Here is a 17,927-nt window from a genome sequence, read left to right on the forward strand (position 1 = left end):
AGCCACAACGAACCCGCACCCGAAGGAGCACAGTGACCACCCTCATCGAATCCGAAGAGCACAAGTCCCTCCGCGAAGCGGTGGCGGCATTCGCCCAAACCCACCCCCACACCCTCAACGCCGAGGACAACAAACGCCTCTGGCAGGACGCAGCCAAGCTCGGCTACATCGGCGTCAACCTGCCGGAGGCATACGGCGGAGGCGGCGCCGGCATCACCGAACTCGCCCTCGTCCTCGAAGAGCTGGGCGCCGCCGGCAACCCCCTGCTCATGATGATCGTCTCCCCGGCGATCTGCGGCACCGTGATCTCCCGCTTCGGCACCGAGGAGCAAAAACGGGACTGGCTCCCGTCCCTCGCCGACGGCACCCGCCTCATGGCCTTCGGCATCACCGAACCCGACGCCGGCTCCAACAGCCACCGCATCACCACCACCGCCCGCCGCGACGCGGCCACCGGGGAGTGGGTCCTCACCGGACGCAAGGTCTTCGTCTCCGGCGTCGACATCGCCGACGCCACCCTGATCGTCGGCCGCACCGAGGACGCCCGCACCGGCAAGCTCAAGCCCTGCCTGTTCATCGTCCCGCGCGACGCCCCCGGCTTCGAGCGCCGCCCCATCGACATGGAACTCAACGCCGTCGAGCGGCAGTTCGAGCTGACCCTCGACGACGTCCGGCTGCCCGCCGACGCCCTGGTCGGCGACGAGGACGCGGGCCTTCTGCAACTCTTCGCGGGCCTCAACCCCGAACGCGTCATGACGGCGGCGTTCGGCATCGGCATGGGCCGCTACGCCCTGTCCCGCGCCCTCGACTACGCCCGCGAGCGCACCGTCTGGAAGACCCCCATCGGCGCCCACCAGGCCATCGCCCACCCCCTCGCCCAGGCACACATCGACCTCGAACTCGCCTGCCTGATGATGCAGAAGGCGGCCCATCTGTACGACGCGGGCGACGACGTCGGCGCCGGCGAGGCCGCCAACATGGCCAAGTACGCCGCCGGGGAGGCCTGCGTGAAGGCCGTCGACCAGGCCGTGCACACCCTCGGCGGCAACGGCCTCACCCGCGAGTACGGGCTCGCCCGGCTGATAACGGCCTCGCGCGTGGCCCGTATCGCACCCGTCAGCCGGGAGATGATCCTCAACTACGTCTCCCACCAGACCCTGGGCCTGCCCAAGTCGTACTAGGCCAGTACGAGGCCGCAACCAGCCCGCGTTGGAGGAACCGTGTTCCGCAGCGAGTACGCAGACGTCCCGCCCGTCGACCTGCCCATCCACGACGCCGTGCTCGGCGGGGCCGCCGCCTTCGGGGACACCCCGGCGCTGATCGACGGCACCGACGGCACCACCCTCAGCTACGAGCAGGTGGACCGGTTCCACCGGCGCGTCGCCGCCGCCCTCGCCGAGGCCGGCGTGCGCAAGGGCGACGTCCTCGCCCTGCACAGCCCCAACACCGTCGCCTTCCCGCTCGCCTTCTACGCCGCCACCCGCGCGGGCGCCTCCGTCACCACGGTGCACCCGCTCGCCACCGCCGAGGAGTTCGCCAAGCAGCTGAAGGACTGCGCGGCCCGCTGGATCGTCACCGTCTCACCTCTCCTGGGCACCGCCCGCCGCGCCGCCGAACTCGCGGGCGGCGTCCAGGAGATCCTGGTCTGCGACAGCGCGCCCGGCCACCGCTCGCTCGCCGACATGCTGGGCTCGACCGCGCCCGAACCGTCCGTCGCGATCGACCCGGCCGAGGACGTCGCCGCCCTGCCGTACTCCTCGGGCACCACCGGCACCCCCAAGGGCGTCATGCTCACCCACCGGCAGATCGCCACCAACCTCGCCCAGCTCGAACCGTCGATGCCGTCCGGGCCCGGCGACCGCGTCCTCGCCGTGCTGCCGTTCTTCCACATCTACGGCCTCACCGCCCTGATGAACGCCCCGCTCAGGCTCGGCGCCACCGTCGTCGTGCTGCCCCGCTTCGACCTGGAGCAGTTCCTCGCCGCCATCCAGAACCACCGCATCACCAGCCTCTACGTCGCCCCGCCGATCGTCCTGGCCCTCGCCAAGCACCCCCTGGTCGCCGACTACGACCTCTCCTCGCTGAAGTACATCGTCAGCGCCGCCGCCCCGCTGGACGCCCGCCTCGCCGCCGCCTGCTCCCGGCGGCTCGGCCTGCCGCCCGTCGGCCAGGCCTACGGCATGACGGAACTGTCCCCGGGCACCCACGTCGTCCCCCTCGACGCCATGGCCGACGCGCCGCCCGGCACCGTGGGCAGGCTCATCGCCGGGACCGAGATGCGCGTCGTCTCCCTCACCGACCCCGGCAAGGACCTCCCCGCCGACGAGTCCGGGGAAATCCTCATCCGGGGGCCCCAGATCATGAAGGGCTACCTCGGCCGCCCCGACGCCACCGCCGCCATGATCGACGAGGACGGCTGGCTGCACACCGGCGACGTCGGACACGTCGACACCGACGGCTGGCTCTTCGTCGTCGACCGCGTCAAGGAGCTGATCAAGTACAAGGGCTTCCAGGTGGCCCCCGCCGAACTGGAGGCCCTCCTGCTCACCCACCCCGGCATCGCCGACGCCGCCGTCATCGGCGAGTACAACGACGACGGCAACGAGGTACCGCACGCCTTCGTCGTCCGCCAGCCGGCCGCACCCGGCCTCGCGGAGGGCGAGATCATGATGTACGTCGCCGAACGCGTCGCCCCCTACAAACGCGTCCGCAAGGTCACCCTCGTCGACGCCGTCCCCCGCGCCGCCTCCGGCAAGATCCTGCGCCGACAGCTGAGGGAGCAGCAGTGACCCACACCGCCCACACCGTCCGAGTCGACCGCGCGCGCTCTCGGGGTGTCGAGACCCTCACCCTCGACTCCCCGCACAACCGCAACGCCCTGTCCGCCACCCTCGTCGGCGGCCTGACCGACGCCCTCACCGCGGCGGGCGACGATCCCGGCGTCCGCGCCGTCGTCCTCACCCACACCGGCAACACCTTCAGCGCCGGCGCCGACCTGCGCGACCCGCCCGACCCCGACGCCCTGGTCGGCCTCTTCCGGCGCATCGCCGAGCTGCCGAAACCGGTGATCGCCCGCGTCGCCGGACACGTCCGCGCGGGCGGCCTCGGCCTCGTCGCCGCCTGCGACATCGCGGCGGCGTCCACCGACTCGACGTTCGCCTTCACCGAGGTCCGCATCGGCGTGGCGCCCGCCGTCATCTCCCTGACCCTGCTGCCCCGCACCGACCCCCGCGCCCTCGCCCGCTACTACCTCACCGGCGAGCGCTTCGACGCCGCCGAGGCCGCCCGCACCGGCCTGGTCACCGCGGCGGGCGACGACGTGGACGCCGTACTCGCACCCGTCCTCGACGGTGTGCGCCGTGCCTCACCGCAGGGCCTGGCCGAGACGAAACGGCTGCTCACGGCTAGGGTGCTGGAGGCCTTCGACCGGGACGCGGCCGACCTGACCGCGCTCTCGGCCCGGCTGTTCGCCTCCCCGCAGGCCCGCGAGGGGATGACGGCCTTCCTCGAACGACGGGATCCGGAATGGGTGGTGTGAGCGGCGCCGTGAACGCGGCCGACCGCGCGGAGCGCGTGCCCAAGCAGGACCGCAGCCGGGCCACCCGGCAGCGGCTCCTCGAAGCCGCCGTCGCCTGCCTCGCCGCACGCGGCTGGGCCGGCTCCACGGTCTCCGTCGTCGCCGAACACGCCGGAGTCTCCCGGGGCGCCGCCCAGCACCACTTCCCGACCCGCGAGGACCTCTTCACGGCGGCCGTGGAGTACGTCGCCGAGGAACGCTCCGTCGCCCTGCGCGCCCTGTTCCCCGAGGGTGCCGCCGCCGACGACCGGCGCGCGGTGGTCGCCGCCCTCGTCGACCTCTACACCGGCCCGCTCTTCCGCGCCGCCCTGCACCTGTGGGTGGCCGCCTCCAACGAGGAGCAGCTGCGCGAGAGGGTCACCGAACTGGAGGCCCGCGTCGGCCGCGAGACCCACCGCATCGCCGTCGACCTCCTCGGCGCCGACGAAACCCGCCCCGGCGCCCGCGAAACCGTCCAGGGCCTCCTCGACATGGCCCGCGGCCTGGGCCTGGCCAACCTCCTCACCGACGACGCGGCACGGCGGGAACGGGTCGTGGAGCAGTGGGCACGGCTGCTGGACGCGGCGCTGGACGCGGAAGCGGACTGAGGCGGCCGGTCAGCCGGCGCGGAGGTTGCTCAGCCTGCAGCGGATGTGCGGGGCTCCCGCGAATTTGGCGTCCACGGTGACGAGCTCGGCGTCCAGCGTCTCGGCGAGTGCCACGTACGACGCGTCGTACGGCCACATGTTGTGACGCAGTTCCCAGATACGGGGGAGCAGCGGAGCATGGTCGTACCGTGTGAGCCGCATGCGCCCCAGGAGCTGGAGAGCGCGTTCGGCCTCGCCCTCGGGGAGCTTCCTGCCCCGCACGAGGCCGCGCATGATCGATGCGCACTCCAGGTCCACGGCGTGGGGCGCGGCCAGACGGTGGTCCGCGACGTGGGCCCGCACGCGGTCGGCGAGTGCGTCGCCGCCGACGAGGAACTCCACGAGCGCGGAGGTGTCCAGAACGAGAACGCTCACGCGCGGGCCTCGCGCAGGTCGCGGAGAGCGTCTGTGACGTCGTCCGCCGTGACCTGCGCGCGCGAGGCGATCGCCCGCGCCTCGTGCGCCGCCTCGGCCGGGGTCAGCGTCGCGGCCTCACCGGCCAGCAACTGCAAGACGTAGGACTGCAGGGACTGTCCGGTCCGCGCGGCCCTCGTCTTCAACGTCCGCAGGGTGTCGTCCGGGACGTCACGCACGTGGATGGTAGCCATGCAAGCATTCTAGTCCCTGAGCAAGCAGGGTGCCATCAGCTCACGGACTCAGCCGCTCCACCCGCCAGCCCCCGCCGCCCTCCGCCACGTACCGCAACCGGTCGTGCAGCCGGTTCTCCCGGCCCTGCCAGAACTCCACCGCCTGAGGCACCACCCGGAACCCGCCCCAGTGCGGCGGCACCGGCACCTGCTCGCCCTCCGGATAGCGCGCCGCCAGCTCGGCGTACGCACCGTCCAGGGCACGGCGGTCCGCCACCACCGACGACTGGACGCTCGCCCACGCACCCAGCTGCGAGCCGTGCGGCCGGGTCCGGAAGTACGCGGCGGTCTCGTCCCGCCCGGTGCGCCGCGCCCCGCCCGTGACCACGACCTGCCGGGCCATCGGATGCCACGGGAACAGCAGCGAGACGTACGGGTTCGCGTCCAGCTCACGTCCCTTGCGGGAGTCGTAGTTGGTGTAGAACACGAAACCCTGCGCGTCGAAGTGCTTCAGCAGCACCGTGCGGGAGCTGGGCCGCCCCTCGGCGTCCGCCGTGGAGACCACCATGGCGTTCGGCTCGAACAGCCCGCCGTCCGTCGCCGCCTGCTTGAACCAGCGCGCGAACTGCTCGACGGGCGTCGCCGCCAGCTCGGTCTCGGACAGCCCCTCGGCCCGGTACTGCTTGCGCATGGAGGCCAGATCGAACGGGACTGAGGCGGGAACGGAGTCGGCGGCTGGGACGGCGGAATCGGCTTCGCGATCGGTCACGCCGCCCATCCTGCCGCATCCCCTCCGCCCCCCGGCCCCGGATGGCACCGAGTGCCGCACCCACTCCCCAAGCGCGGCACACGGGGATATGGTGCTTGGTCCCGCTCCGGCCGGATGACCGACGGCCGCACGGGGCATCACAGGGGTGACCGGCAGGGCCGCGAGTCGGAACACGACCGTGGATCCATGGAGGCGCCGCACCGTCTCCGCACCGGTCGCCGTACACCACTGATCACGAGGAGCCGCCTGATGTCCGACTTCGTACCCGGGCTAGAGGGAGTCGTCGCCTTCGAGACGGAGATCGCCGAGCCCGACAAGGAGGGCGGCGCCCTGCGCTACCGCGGCGTCGACATCGAGGACCTCGTCGGGCACGTCTCCTTCGGCAACGTCTGGGGACTGCTCGTCGACGGGGCCTTCAACCCCGGCCTGCCGCCCGCCGAGCCCTTCCCCATCCCCGTGCACTCCGGCGACATCAGGGTCGACGTCCAGTCCGCCCTCGCCATGCTCGCCCCCGCCTGGGGTCTCAAACCCCTGCTGGACATCGACGCCGCCCAGGCCCGCGACGACCTCGCCCGGGCCGCCGTCATGGCCCTGTCCTACGTCGCCCAGTCCGCGCGCGGCCAGAGCCTGCCCATGGTCCCGCAGCGCGAGATCGACAAGGCCGAGTCCATCGTCGAACGCTTCATGATCCGCTGGCGCGGCGAACCCGACCCCAAGCACGTCGCCGCCGTCGACGCCTACTGGACCTCCGCCGCCGAGCACGGCATGAACGCCTCCACCTTCACCGCCCGCGTCATCGCCTCCACCGGCGCGGACGTCGCCGCCGCCCTCTCCGGAGCCGTGGGCGCCATGTCAGGACCGCTGCACGGCGGCGCCCCGTCCCGCGTCCTGCACATGATCGAGGAGATCGAGCGCACCGGCGACGCCGAGGCCTACGTCAGGAAGACCCTCGACGCGGGCGAACGCCTCATGGGCTTCGGCCACCGCGTCTACCGCGCCGAGGACCCCCGCGCCCGCGTCCTGCGCCGCACCGCCCGCGAACTGGGCGCCCCGCGCTACGAGGTCGCCGAGGCCCTGGAGAAGGCCGCCCTCGCCGAACTGCACGCCCGCCGCCCCGACCGGGTGCTGGCCACGAACGTCGAGTTCTGGGCCGCCATCATGCTGGACTTCGCCGAGGTCCCGGCCCCCATGTTCACCTCGATGTTCACCTGCGCCCGCACCGCCGGCTGGTCCGCGCACATCCTGGAGCAGAAGCGCACCGGCCGCCTGGTCCGCCCCTCCGCCCGCTACACGGGCCCGGGCACCCGCGACCCGCGCGAGATCGAGGGCTACGCCGACATCGCGGGCTGACCGCCCGACGGGACGACAGGGCCCCGAAAACGCAGGCGACCCGCGAGTCTGGTTCCTCCGTGGAGGAGCCGGCCGGACGTACCGGCGACTCGCGGGTCGGGTGACTGCATTGGGATTGGGCCGGCTGCACGCGTCTTTCACGCGCTGGTCCGGCACCGCACTCCGTGTGGTGCCGGGCCGCTAGCCCGCAGCCACCTCACGCGTCCGGTTCTCATACATCTGCCGAACCACCTCCCTTCTCGTGTACGGCCCACCCTAGGAACCGGTGGGCCGTCGGTTCAATCGATTTTCCGGACCGATTCGTCGTCGATCTCCCATGGACGCGTCTTCGCTGGTCACCTACGGTTTCGCCCATGACGAAACGCCAGGGGGACCCGCCGGTCAGGCGGGCGATAGTGAGCGGGTCGACGTTCGAGGAGCGGATCGGGTACGCCCGCGCCGTCGTCGACGGGGACCGGGTGCACGTGTCGGGGACGACCGGGTTCGACTACGCGTCGATGACGATCTCCGGGGACGTGGTGGAGCAGGCCGAGCAGTGCCTGCGCAACATCGGGGCCGCACTGGCCGAGGCGGGGTGCACCTTCGCGGACGTGGTGCGGGTGCGCTACCTGCTGCCCGCGCGGGAGGACTTCGAGCCCTGCTGGCCCGTGCTGCGGCGGACGTTCGGCCGGGTGCGGCCGGCCGCGACGATGACGGTGTGCGGGCTCGCGGACGAACGGATGCGCATCGAGATCGAGGTGGACGCGCGGCGGGGGACGGTCGGGGCCGGTCCGGGCTCGGCGCTGCGGATCGAGACGGTGGCCGGGGACGCCATGGTGGAGGAGTGGCGGCACGTGCACAACGTGATCGTGCCGCCGGCCGCCATGACCCCCGCCGAGGCGCGGGAACGCGTCGGGCGCAACCGGCTGGCCAACGCCTACCTGGGGGACGTCCTGGTCGGCTGCTCCACCGTGCGGCCGCCCGGCGGCGAGGAGCGGGTCGCGACCGTGATCGCGCGGACGCTGCCGGCGTACCGGGGGCGCGGGATCGGTACGGCGCTCTACGAGGAGGGGCTGGCGCACGCGCGCGTGCTGGGCGCCGGGGCCGTGGAGACCGTGGTGCTGGCGGCCAACGCCGACGGGCTGCGGTTCGCCGGGGCGCTCGGGTTCGTGGAGAAGGAGCGGTACGTGCTCGACGGCGAGCACGACGAGTGGGTCGATCTGAGGCTCGCCGCCCGGTCGGCGTGACACCCGCCGGGCCCCGCCGTACGGCCCCCGTCATGCCCCGTCATGACGGGGGCGTATGCCGAGTTTCCGCAGTACAACGATTTCCGCGAACTTGTGGGAACCCGGTGTGTGCTGCATCACGTTCGAGTTGAATGAAGGCCAGTGAGCGAACCGACGTACCGTACGGCGGACGCAGCCTGCAGGGGGTCCAGGTGAGTGCTTCGCGGCGTAGTGGGACCACCGACGAGCTGGGGCCGGACGAGCCGGAGCAGCCCGAGCGGGACGGCGCGGACCTGTTGGCCGCGCTCCTCGACGGGATGGACGCGGCCCTGTGCGCCTTCGACGCGGACGGGGTCGTGACGCACTGGAACCGCGAGGCGGAGCGGATCCTGGGCTGGAGCGCGGCCGAGGCCGTGGGACGGCAGGGCTTCGCCGGGTGGGCCGTGCGCAGCGCGGACGCCGGTGAGGTGGAGGAGCGGCTGCTGTCCGCGATGCGGGCACCGGGGCGCCAGGTGCACGAGTTCGCGCTGCTGACGAAGGACGGCGGCCGGGTGCTGGTGCGCACCCAGTCCGCGGCGGTCCGCGGTCCCGACGGGAAGCCCGCCGGGGTGTACTGCGCGTTCAGCGAGGTGCACGCGCAGATCGACCTGGAGCGGTCCATCGCCCTGAGCGAGGCCCTGCTGGAGGACGCGAGCTGGGGCGTCGTCCTGGTGGACGCGGATCTGCGGCCCGCCGTGGTCAACGCGCACGCGGCGCGGGCGCTGGGCGCCGGGCGCACCTCCGTCCTGGGACGGCCGCTCGGCGATTTGCTCGCCCAGGGCGTCGAGGAGCTGGAGAACGCGCTGACGCACGTCCTCGCCGAGGGCGCGCCGCCCGCGCCGGCCGAGGTGTGGGTGAGCCTGCGCACGCCGGAGGGCGAGCGGCGCCGGTGCTGGCGCAGCGGATTCGTGCGGCTGGCCTCGCCGCTGGCCGAGGAGCCGGTGCCGCTGGGCGTCGGCTGGCTGTTCCAGGACGTCACGGAGTCGAAGCAGGGCGAGCAGGAGGCGGCGCTGCTGCGCTTCCGGGCCAACCAGCTGCACCGGGCGGCGCGCGCCGCAGCCGAGTGCGAGGACCCGGCGGAGGCCGCGATCGTCCACCTGGACTTCGCGCTGGCCGGGTTCGCCGACCACGCCCTGATCGACCGGGTCGTGGGCGGCGCGGTGCCGGACACCGACGCGGCCGAGCCGGTGCGGCTGGTGCGGGTCGCGGCCACTCCGTCCGGCGCGCCGGGGCCGAGCGTGCCGTCCGGCACCTCCGGGCTGCCGGTGCGCTACGGCGAGGGGCATCCCGCCGTGCAGTGCGTGGAGCGGGCGGGCTCGGTGCGGGCCAGTGCCGGGGTGCGGACGGTGCCCGAGGAGCAGGTGCGGCAGTGGGCGGCGGCCCGGCAGTGGCCGGCGGACACGGTGCACGGCCTGTGCGCGGTGCTGCGCAGCCGCGGCCGGACGCTGGGCGTCGTCACGTTCCTGCGGGGCGCGGGACGCAGCGCGTTCGAGCGGCCGGACGCCATGTACGCCGAGGACGTGGCGGTCCGCATCGCGACGGCACTGGACCTGGCCGGTGCGGTGGAGGAACGGCGGTAGCCGGTTGCGGGCCTGCGTCCGCTCAGCGCCGGTAGAAGATCCGGTCCCCGTACTGCTCCAGCACGCGGCCGTTCCATTCGTGGCCGCCGTCCACGTTGCCCGAGCGCAGCAGCGGGGGTTCGATGCCGCGGTCGGCGAGGGTGGCGGCCGCGGTGGCCGTCATGGCCTGCATGAGGGCGCTGGTGACGACCGTGGAGGCGGGCGCGAAGGGCGCCGGGACGGTGTCCAGGGTGAGTTCCGCGTCGCCGACGGCGATCTTGGAGTCCAGCACGATGTCGCAGTGGTCCTTGAGGAACGTGCCGGAGGCGTGCCGCGACGTCGTCTCGGAGGCGTACGCCACCGAGGTCACGCCGATGACCCGGACGCCGAGGGCGCGGGCGTTCATGGCCATCTCCACGGGCAGGGCGTTGCGCCCGGACAGGGAGATGATCACCAGGGCGTCGCCCGCGCGCAGCGGCGAGGAGTCCAGTACGGCGCTCGCGAGGCCGTCGACGCGTTCCAGGGCGGAGCCGAGCGTGGCCGGCATCACGTCGACGCCGACGACGCCGGGCACGGTGAGCAGGTTCATCAGGGCGAGTCCGCCCGCGCGGTACACGACGTCCTGGGCGGCGAGCGAGGAGTGGCCGGCGCCGAAGGCGAAGAGCCGGCCGCCGTTCTGCACGGTGTCGGCGAGCAGCGTCCCGGCCGCCTCGACGCTGTCCGCCTCCTCGTCGCGGACGCGTCGCAGGAGGTCGATCGCCGCGTCGAGGAACTGACCGGCCGGCTTGTGGTCGCTCATGCGGGGCCCCTTCGGAGTGGCTGCGTCGCGGATCACGGTGCGGTCTGGACCAGTGCGGTGTCAATACGGCGTCAATACGGCGTCAACGCGGTGGGACGGCGGTCGGACGGCGGTCGGAGCGGGCGGGAGCGGGTCCGGGCGGGCGCGGCTTTTCACGGCGCGGCACGGTTGTCGGTGGTATGCGTCAGAATTGGTGGCAGGGCCAGCGCACGCGCCGGTGGGCCGCAGCCTCCGGCAATCTCATCAAGGGGCACGTATGTCCGGACTGATCGACACCACGGAGATGTACCTCCGCACCATCCTGGAGCTGGAGGAGGAAGGTGTGGTCCCGATGCGCGCCCGGATCGCCGAGCGGCTCGACCAGAGCGGTCCGACGGTCAGCCAGACGGTGGCGCGGATGGAGCGCGACGGGCTGGTGTCCGTGGCGGCGGACCGGCATCTGGAGCTGACCGACGAGGGCAGGCGGCTGGCGACCCGGGTGATGCGCAAGCACCGGCTCGCGGAGTGCCTGCTCGTCGACGTGATCGGCCTGGAGTGGGAGCAGGTGCACGCCGAGGCGTGCCGCTGGGAGCACGTGATGAGCGAGGCCGTCGAGCGCCGGGTGCTGGAGCTGCTGCGGCACCCGACCGAGTCGCCGTACGGCAACCCGATCCCGGGCCTGGAGGAGCTGGGCGAGACCGACGGCGCCGACCCCTTCCTGGACGAGGGGATGGTCTCCCTGGCCGACCTCGACCCGGGGGCCGAGGGCAAGACGGTCGTCGTGCGCCGTATCGGCGAGCCGATCCAGACGGACGCGCAGCTGATGTACACGCTGCGCCGGGCCGGTGTGCAGCCCGGCTCGGTGGTGAGCGTGACCGAGTCGGCGGGCGGGGTCCTGGTGGGCAGCGGCGGAGAGGCCGCGGAGCTGGAGGCGGACACCGCCTCCCACGTGTTCGTCGCCAAGCGCTGACCGCACACCGGGGAGGGACCCGTCGGTTCCGGGTCGCGGTGCGCGGAATCGCAGCGGCCGGACGCTTCGCGTGCAAGGCTGTGGCGTGAGGCAGTGGACTCGAGGGGCTCTTGGCCGTGGCCGACAGCGATGTCGCCCGGGCCGGAGAGGGGGAGGGCGTGCCGGAGAGACGGAGAGGGCCCCGGCGCCGTGTGGCGCCGGGGCCTGTCCTCCCCTGTGCTGACCTGGAGCCCCGAGCTCTCAAGGTCAATCCCCTCGGACCGGTTTCCCCGAGCGGTCCGCCTCCCGTTGAAGATCTCCCCTGGGCGGCGGCGATCAATCCCTGAGTGGTGTCACTCGAATGAGGGGTGTTGCCCGGCGGGACGGCTCTTTCGAATGGGTATTCGATAATCTCGGTACCCTGCACGACAGGCAGGCAGGACAGGGTTCACGGTTCACAGGATCGGCCGGCTCGTGAGGCGGGCGGGTCCGAGCGGAGCTTGGGGGTGCCAGGACCTATGGCGCGGCGCATCGACGTGACCGGCGCGGGCGGCGTACGCCTCGCCGCCTGGGAGTTCGGCGACCCTCCCAAGACCGACCGGACGCACCGCACGCAGGACGGGCACCTCGCGTCCGGGGCCTCGGACCTGCCCGGCGTGCTGTTACTGCACGGCCTGATGGGCCGCGCCTCGCACTGGGCCCCCACGGCCCGCTGGCTCTCCGCCCGCCACCGTGCCGTCGCCCTCGACCAGCGCGGTCACGGCCGCAGCGACAAGCCCCCGCGGGCCGCCTACACCCGGGAGGCCTACGTCGGGGACGTCGAGGCCGCCCTGGAGCAGCTCGGCCTCGGCCCGGCCGTCCTCGTCGGCCACGCCATGGGCGCCCTCACCGCCTGGCAGCTCGCCGCGAAACGCCCCGACCTGGTCCGCGGCCTGATCATCTGCGACATGCGGGCCTCCGCCCTCGGCGCCGCCTCCCAGCACACCTGGACCGAGTGGTTCCGCGCCTGGCCGGTCCCCTTCGCCACGCTCGCCGACGTCCGCAAGTGGTTCGGCGAGGACGACCCCTGGGTGGAGCGCCCGAACCCGGCCCGCGGCGAGTTCTACGCCGAGGTGATGGCCGAGTCCCCGGACGGCTGGCGTCCCGTCTTCGAACCCGAGCAGATGCTGCGCTCCCGCGAGACGTGGGTGTACGACGCCCACTGGGAGGAGCTGACCCAGGTCCGCTGCCCCACCCTGGTCGTGCGCGGCCTCGACGGCGAGCTGGGCCGTGCCGAGGCCCAGGAGATGGTCCGCGTCCTGCCCGACGGCCAGTACGCGGAGGTCGCCGACGCCGGCCACCTCGTCCACTACGACCAGCCGGAGGCGTGGCGGGCGGCCATCGAGCCGTTCCTGAACGCCCTCGGGGACGCCTGAGCGCCCGTCACCCCTTGCTGACCGCCGTGAGGATCTCCGGCAGCCGCCCCGCCGTACGCGGCGCGGCCAGCCGCAGGCCCAGCAGCGTCAGCGCCGCCCCGTACACCGCGCCGACCGGCAGCAGCAGCCATCCCAGGTCTCCGGCGCCCGCGCTCACGTTGACCCAGATCGTCAGCGCGATCACGGGGGCGCACAGCAGGGCCGCGCCGATCATGCCGCCGAAGATCGAGACCCAGGCCAGCCCGACCTGACCGGGCGCGACGTTCTTGTACCCGTCCTGCGGGATGGAGTACGGAAAGCGCGCCGAGTTCCACGCGCCGGTCGCCAGCATCGCCCCGAGCAGTGCGAAGGACAGACCGAGCGCTTCGGGCAGGGTCCGCCAGTCGTCGAGCATCGCGGTGGTCAGGACGGTGACGAGGGTCGCGTACGGCAGCGTGATCAGCAGCAGCGCCAACGCGCGGGCACGCAGTTCGACGTAGGCGTCCCTGGTCGAGGAGATCGTCATCGCGACCATCCAGAACGCGGACGTGTCCTGCCCGAACTGGTTGTACATCTGGATGCCGAGCATCCCGGCGGCGAAGCAGGCGAAGTAGACCGAGCCGGTGCCCTGCCAGGCGTTGAACACCGGCACGATCAGACCGATGGCCAGCGAGGTCACCCAGGCCGCCTTGGTCTTCGGGTCGCGCCACACGTAGCGCAGGGTGCGTTCCATGGTGGTGCCGGTGCGGCCCGCGGGCAGCCACCGGGCGGGTCCGGCCGAGCCGCGTTCGCGCACCGCCCCGGAGTCGCTCTGGAGCGTGGAGCCGTCGGGCGCCGTCATCAGCCGCGTCAGATGCCGGGCCCACACCCGCAGCAGCAGCACCAGCGCCGCGGCGGTCAGCGCCAGTTGGGCCAGCGCGACGCCGTACGACCCGTCGCTCGCCGCGTCCATCGCGCCGACCGCCGACGCGGGCGGCACCCAGCGCACCACGTCGGCCACCGGGTCCAGCTCACCGAGCCCCGACGAACCCAGCCGCTGCGCGCCGAAGTTGACGAGCTGCGCGCCGACCGCGACGACCAGCCCGCTGAGCACCGCGAGGTCGCGTCCCTTGCGGCTGGTCAGCAGCCGTACGTTGGCCGCGGCGACGGCCCGCGCGAGGGTCACGCACATCAGCAGCGCGAGGACCGCGCCGACGACCCCGACGGCGTACGCCGCCCCGCCGTGGGCGACCGCGACCACGGAGCCGGCGAACATGCACAGTGTGAACAGGGGCCCGATGCCCACCAGCGAGGACGTGAGCAGGGCCCGCACCAGGGGGCCGGGCCGCAGGGGCAGCATCACCAGCCGGGTCGGGTCCAGTGTCTCGTCGCCGCCGGGGAAGAACAGCGGCATCACCGCCCAGCCCAGGGCGAGCACCGCCGCGAGCAGGACGACCAGCGAGTCCACGTGTGCGTAACCGCGCAGCGCGATCAGGCCGATCAGCTGGAGCGCGGCGAAGAGCAGCACGACGACGGCCGACGCGATGTAGGCGGCCCGCCGCCCGCCGGACTGCCGCAGCCCGTTGCGCAGGAGCGACAGCTTCAGCCGCACGAACACGGAGGTGAGGGACGGAACGGATCCGCTCGACGCACCCGAAGGCGACGGAACCGAGGCGTCCGGTGCGGTCGGCGCGCTCATCGGGACCCGCCGCCCAGCCAGTCCAGGTCGGACCCGGCGTCCCGGCCGCCCGCCCCGACGAGTTCGAGGAACGCCTCCTGCAACGAGGCCGCCCCGCCGCGCACCTCGGCGAGGGTCCCGGTGGCGCGGATGCGGCCGGCGGCCATGACGGCCACCCAGTCGCACAGCGACTCCACCAGCTCCATGACGTGGGAGGAGAAGACGACGGTGGCGCCGGACGCGGTGTAGCGCTCCAGAACACCCCGGATGGTCTGCGCGGAGACCGGGTCGACGCCCTCGAACGGCTCGTCCAGGAACAGCACTTCCGGGTTGTGCAGCAGTGCGGCGGCGAGGCCGATCTTCTTGCGCATGCCGGTCGAGTAGTCGACGACCAGCTTGTGCTGGGCGCCCGCGAGGTCGAGGACGTCGAGGAGCTGCGTGGCCCGCTTGTCGACCTCGTCGCCGGGCAGCCCGCGCAACCGGCCCGTGTAGCCGAGCAGTTCCCGCCCCGACAGCCGCTCGAACAGCCGCAGCCCCTCGGGCAGCACCCCGATCCTGGCCTTCACCTCGGCCGGATCGCGCCACACGTCGTGTCCGACGACCTCGACCGACCCCTGATCCGGCCGCAGCAGCCCGGTCACCATGGAGAGCGTGGTGGTCTTCCCGGCCCCGTTCGGCCCGACGAGCCCGATGAACTTCCCCGCCGGCAACTCCAGATCGACCCCACCCACGGCCACCTGCTGCCCAAACCGCTTCCAGAGCCCCTGAACCCGCACAGCGCTAGTACTCACCACATCTCCCTCCGTCAACTTCGCACCCTACGGGGGGAAAGCGCCCCGAAGGGGCGCGGGGAACCGCGCGATCAACCACGTACGGCCGGCAGCCGCCAGAACACGGCAACCCGGCAGACGAACGGGCGCCCTAACGATCCCGCCCACACGCATAGGCCAACGCCGAGATCAACTCCTCCACATCCGGCAACCACCGATTCACCGCGGTCGGCCGGCAGGCCCACTGCACCGCCCCCCGGGTCCCGAACCGCGTGGGCGGCGCCGCCACGTAGCCGCCCTCCCCGAGCACGCCCAGATCGAGGGCCCGGGGCGGCCACCCCAGCCGCCGCACGAGATCCGGCACCTTCGCCCCCGCACCCGGAAGGACGAAGAACCGCATCCGCCGGTCCGGCGCCAGCGTCACCGGCCCCAGCGTCAGCTCCATCCGCTGCATCCGGGCCAGCGCCAGGAACCCGGCGGTCTCGGGGACGTCGATCGCGTCGAACGTCCGCCCCGTGGGCAGCAGGATCGACGCCGTCTGCTGCTTCTGCCACATCCGCCGGGCGGCCGTCGCGCTGCCCGTCGCCTGCGCCGCCCAGTCCTCGCCCGCCGGGTGCGCGCCCGGCGCGGCGCACGCCGGGTCACCGCAGGAGCAGCGCTGCACCCCGTCGCCCGGCACCAGCCAGGTGCCGGGAAACACGTCCCAGTGACGCTCCTCGGCGTAGCGAACGGCGGTCTCCAGCAGCGAGGTGCCGCGCTGCTGCGGGATCTGGGCGGCTTCGGTGCCGGGGATGGTCTCTTCCACGGCAACCTCAACTCCCGGGCTCACCGGGGGTTACGGGGGTGCCGCGCGCGGGGCAGGTGCATCGAAGCCGCATTCGGGGCGCATGGGTGCATACGTGGGGGCGCGCAGGAGGATTCACCGCGGGAGCTGGGTAGCCAGGACTGGGGCCGGCGCCGGCCGTTGCCCCGGCAATCCTCGTAAGCATCGCAAGCTTCGTAAGTCTCGCATTGTCGGCACATCGACTGGGCATTGATCTTCACGGCCGGATCCGTCCGTTTCGTCCGACGATCCGCCGGGACAGCATCGAGACCGCATGAGACCGCATGGGGGTTACGCCATGGCCGCAAGGCCGCTCGTCGCGCGGCAGCCGAACGAACGACTGCAGGCGCTCATTCAGGAAGCGGGCTGCTCGAACGCGGGCCTCGCCCGCCGGGTCAACGTGTGCGGGGTCGAGCACGGTCTCGACCTGCGGTACGACAAGACCTCCGTGGCCCGCTGGCTGCGCGGACAGCAACCGCGGGGCCGGGCACCGGCGATCATCGCCGAGGCGCTCGGCCGCAAGCTCGGCCGCACGGTCACGATCGACGAGATCGGCATGGCCAACGGCAAGAACCTCGCGTCCGGCGTCGGCCTCCAGTTCTCGCCGACGGTACTGGGAGCCATCGAGCAGGTCTGCGAGTTGTGGCGCAGCGACGTGGGGCGCCGGGACTTCCTGTCCGGGTCCTCCGTCGCCGCCTCCGCGCTCGTCGAACCCAGCCGGGACTGGCTGATTTCCGCCCCCGACCCGCAGGTGTCGCGTGCGGCGGGGCCGCGGGTGGGCCAGTCCGACGTGGCGGCCGTGCGCGCGATGACGCAGGCCCTGACGGACCTGGACCACCAGTACGGGAGCGGGCACGTGCGCCCGGTGCTCGTGCACTACCTGAACAGCGTCGTCTCCGGACTGCTGGCCGGCTCCTACCGGGAGGCCGTCGGACGGGAGTTGTTCGCCACGGTCGCCCGGCTGACGGAGCTGGCCGGATACATGGCCGTGGACACCGGCCAACCGGGCCTCGCGCAGCGGTACTACATCCAGTCGCTGCGGCTCGCGCAGGCGGCCGGGGACCGCGGCTACGGCGGGTACGTGCTGGCCGCGTCCATGAGCCACCTCGCCGCGCAGCTCGGGAACCCGCGCGAGATCGCCCAGTTGGCGCGGGCGGCGCAGGAGGGCGCACGCGGACGGGTCACGCCGCGCGCGGAGTCGATGTTCCACGCGGCCGAGGCCCGGGGCCACGCGCTCCTCGGCGACGTACGGGCGGCCCACGAGGCGGCCGGACGGGCGGTCGGGGCGATGGAGTCGGCCGATCCGGCCTCCGGGGACGACCCGGTGTGGATCGCGCACTTCGACGGCGCCTACCTGGCCGACGAGCTGGCGCACTGCCACCGGGACCTCGGCCAGGCCGACGCGGCGGCGCGCTACGCACGGCAGTCGCTGGAGGGGCACCCCGAGTCCCGGGCGCGCAGGCGGGCCATCGGCCATGTGCTGCTGGCCACGGCCCAGGTGCAGCAGCGCGAGATCGAACAGGCCTGCCACACGGCGACCAGGGCCGTGGAGCTCCTGGAGACGCTGCGTTCGAACCGGGGCGCCGAGTACCTGGACGACTTCCAGGCCCGGCTCGAGCCGTACCGGGAAGAAGCCGTGGTCAGGGAGTTCGGCGCCCGCCTCGACCTCCAGGCCGCCGCGTGAACGGAGGGGGCGCGGATGAGTGAACGGGCGTGAAACCGCGCCGTGGTGAGCGGAAAGGGACATCAACAGCGTGACGCGGCCTGGTTTTGTTACTGCCGTCACAGGGAAGGAGTTGACGCCCCGGGCGGCGTGGCAGCGGGCTCCGGGGACCCGGTAGCGT

General features: G+C 73.0%; 17 protein-coding genes. 10 read left to right on the plus strand and 7 right to left on the minus strand.

Translation table 11 applies throughout. From position 1 onward, the window contains the following. The first annotated feature begins 32 nt into the window (after positions 1 to 32). From OHA99_RS21205 to OHA99_RS21220, 4 genes are read left to right on the plus strand one after another with little or no spacing between them, the layout of a single operon-like run. On the plus strand, positions 33 to 1,181 hold the full coding sequence (locus OHA99_RS21205; protein WP_405697244.1) for an acyl-CoA dehydrogenase family protein: 1,149 nt from the start codon (positions 33 to 35) through the stop codon (positions 1,179 to 1,181). 39 nt (positions 1,182 to 1,220) lie between these two features. Next, positions 1,221 to 2,789, plus strand: a complete 1,569-nt coding sequence (locus OHA99_RS21210; protein ID WP_405697246.1) for a 4-coumarate--CoA ligase family protein — start codon at positions 1,221 to 1,223, stop codon at positions 2,787 to 2,789. Beyond that, on the plus strand, positions 2,786 to 3,538 hold the full coding sequence (locus OHA99_RS21215; RefSeq protein WP_405697248.1) for an enoyl-CoA hydratase family protein: 753 nt from the start codon (positions 2,786 to 2,788) through the stop codon (positions 3,536 to 3,538). Before OHA99_RS21210 ends, OHA99_RS21215 begins: the two co-directional genes overlap by 4 nt. Beyond that, a complete protein-coding gene (locus OHA99_RS21220; protein WP_194280044.1) occupies positions 3,526 to 4,164 on the plus strand; it encodes a TetR/AcrR family transcriptional regulator in 639 nt (212 codons plus the stop codon). The genes OHA99_RS21215 and OHA99_RS21220 overlap by 13 nt, the downstream gene beginning before the upstream one ends. Positions 4,165 to 4,173: 9 nt before the next feature. Here the strand turns inward: OHA99_RS21220 and OHA99_RS21225 are convergent, their stop codons facing one another. The 3 genes from OHA99_RS21225 to pdxH are packed head-to-tail and all read right to left on the minus strand — an operon-like array spanning position 4,174 to position 5,568. After that, positions 4,174 to 4,578 (minus strand): type II toxin-antitoxin system VapC family toxin, encoded by a 405-nt coding sequence (locus OHA99_RS21225; protein WP_405697250.1) that lies wholly within the window; start codon positions 4,576 to 4,578, stop codon positions 4,174 to 4,176. After that, entirely contained in the window at positions 4,575 to 4,811 is a 237-nt protein-coding gene (locus OHA99_RS21230) for a FitA-like ribbon-helix-helix domain-containing protein (RefSeq protein ID WP_153179321.1), read from the minus strand. Before OHA99_RS21230 ends, OHA99_RS21225 begins: the two co-directional genes overlap by 4 nt. A gap of 40 nt (positions 4,812 to 4,851) precedes the next feature. Then, positions 4,852 to 5,568 carry a pyridoxamine 5'-phosphate oxidase gene (gene pdxH / locus OHA99_RS21235; RefSeq protein ID WP_405697252.1) on the minus strand — a complete coding sequence of 239 codons (717 nt, stop codon included), beginning with the start codon at positions 5,566 to 5,568 and terminating at the stop codon, positions 4,852 to 4,854. Positions 5,569 to 5,808: 240 nt separating this feature from the next. Here pdxH and OHA99_RS21240 point away from each other — a divergent pair, with 240 nt between their 5' ends. The 3 genes from OHA99_RS21240 (at position 5,809) to OHA99_RS21250 (ending at position 9,733) form a co-directional block, all read left to right on the plus strand. Further along, positions 5,809 to 6,909, plus strand: coding sequence for a citrate synthase 2 (locus OHA99_RS21240; RefSeq protein WP_153179323.1), 1,101 nt, complete (start codon positions 5,809 to 5,811; stop codon positions 6,907 to 6,909). A 353-nt stretch (positions 6,910 to 7,262) separates the two neighbouring features. Then, positions 7,263 to 8,135 carry a GNAT family N-acetyltransferase gene (locus tag OHA99_RS21245; protein WP_405697255.1) on the plus strand — a complete coding sequence of 291 codons (873 nt, stop codon included), beginning with the start codon at positions 7,263 to 7,265 and terminating at the stop codon, positions 8,133 to 8,135. Positions 8,136 to 8,326: 191 nt separating this feature from the next. Further along, entirely contained in the window at positions 8,327 to 9,733 is a 1,407-nt protein-coding gene (locus OHA99_RS21250) for a PAS domain-containing protein (protein WP_405697256.1), read from the plus strand. 22 nt (positions 9,734 to 9,755) lie between these two features. Here OHA99_RS21250 and OHA99_RS21255 read toward each other — a convergent pair whose 3' ends face one another. Next, positions 9,756 to 10,511, minus strand: coding sequence for an SIS domain-containing protein (locus tag OHA99_RS21255; protein WP_153179327.1), 756 nt, complete (start codon positions 10,509 to 10,511; stop codon positions 9,756 to 9,758). Positions 10,512 to 10,767: 256 nt separating this feature from the next. Here OHA99_RS21255 and OHA99_RS21260 point away from each other — a divergent pair, with 256 nt between their 5' ends. Further along, a complete protein-coding gene (locus tag OHA99_RS21260) occupies positions 10,768 to 11,460 on the plus strand; it encodes a metal-dependent transcriptional regulator (protein WP_007450686.1) in 693 nt (230 codons plus the stop codon). A 497-nt stretch (positions 11,461 to 11,957) separates the two neighbouring features. Next, complete coding sequence (locus tag OHA99_RS21265; RefSeq protein WP_165685672.1) at positions 11,958 to 12,854, plus strand: alpha/beta fold hydrolase; 897 nt, start codon at positions 11,958 to 11,960, stop codon at positions 12,852 to 12,854. 7 nt (positions 12,855 to 12,861) lie between these two features. Here the strand turns inward: OHA99_RS21265 and OHA99_RS21270 are convergent, their stop codons facing one another. The 3 genes from OHA99_RS21270 to OHA99_RS21280 form a co-directional block, all read right to left on the minus strand. After that, the gene (locus tag OHA99_RS21270; protein WP_405697259.1) at positions 12,862 to 14,511 is read right to left on the minus strand and encodes a transporter; all 1,650 of its coding nucleotides are present in this window, start codon (positions 14,509 to 14,511) and stop codon (positions 12,862 to 12,864) included. Next, positions 14,508 to 15,299: an ABC transporter ATP-binding protein gene (locus tag OHA99_RS21275; RefSeq protein WP_153179330.1), complete on the minus strand. Its 792-nt coding sequence runs from the start codon at positions 15,297 to 15,299 to the stop codon at positions 14,508 to 14,510. The genes OHA99_RS21270 and OHA99_RS21275 overlap by 4 nt, the downstream gene beginning before the upstream one ends. 112 nt (positions 15,300 to 15,411) lie before the next feature. After that, entirely contained in the window at positions 15,412 to 16,065 is a 654-nt protein-coding gene (locus OHA99_RS21280) for a bifunctional DNA primase/polymerase (protein WP_366472213.1), read from the minus strand. Between the two features lie 316 nt (positions 16,066 to 16,381). Here OHA99_RS21280 and OHA99_RS21285 point away from each other — a divergent pair, with 316 nt between their 5' ends. Next, complete coding sequence (locus OHA99_RS21285; RefSeq protein WP_007450684.1) at positions 16,382 to 17,767, plus strand: hypothetical protein; 1,386 nt, start codon at positions 16,382 to 16,384, stop codon at positions 17,765 to 17,767. Positions 17,768 to 17,927: the final 160 nt, after the last annotated feature.

The organism is Streptomyces coelicoflavus (assembly GCF_045041415.1).
Taxonomy (GTDB): Bacteria; Actinomycetota; Actinomycetes; order Streptomycetales; family Streptomycetaceae; genus Streptomyces; species Streptomyces coelicoflavus.

Coding starts and splice junctions, on each gene's coding strand:
- OHA99_RS21260 (WP_007450686.1), top strand. CDS start 10,768: ATGTCCGGACTGATCGACACCACGGAGATGTACCTCCGCACCATCCTG.
- OHA99_RS21270 (WP_405697259.1), bottom strand. CDS start 14,511: ATGAGCGCGCCGACCGCACCGGACGCCTCGGTTCCGTCGCCTTCGGGT.
- OHA99_RS21230 (WP_153179321.1), bottom strand. CDS start 4,811: ATGGCTACCATCCACGTGCGTGACGTCCCGGACGACACCCTGCGGACG.
- OHA99_RS21220 (WP_194280044.1), top strand. CDS start 3,526: ATGGGTGGTGTGAGCGGCGCCGTGAACGCGGCCGACCGCGCGGAGCGC.
- OHA99_RS21265 (WP_165685672.1), top strand. CDS start 11,958: ATGGCGCGGCGCATCGACGTGACCGGCGCGGGCGGCGTACGCCTCGCC.
- OHA99_RS21255 (WP_153179327.1), bottom strand. CDS start 10,511: ATGAGCGACCACAAGCCGGCCGGTCAGTTCCTCGACGCGGCGATCGAC.
- OHA99_RS21285 (WP_007450684.1), top strand. CDS start 16,382: ATGGCCGCAAGGCCGCTCGTCGCGCGGCAGCCGAACGAACGACTGCAG.
- pdxH (WP_405697252.1), bottom strand. CDS start 5,568: ATGGGCGGCGTGACCGATCGCGAAGCCGATTCCGCCGTCCCAGCCGCC.
- OHA99_RS21245 (WP_405697255.1), top strand. CDS start 7,263: ATGACGAAACGCCAGGGGGACCCGCCGGTCAGGCGGGCGATAGTGAGC.
- OHA99_RS21240 (WP_153179323.1), top strand. CDS start 5,809: ATGTCCGACTTCGTACCCGGGCTAGAGGGAGTCGTCGCCTTCGAGACG.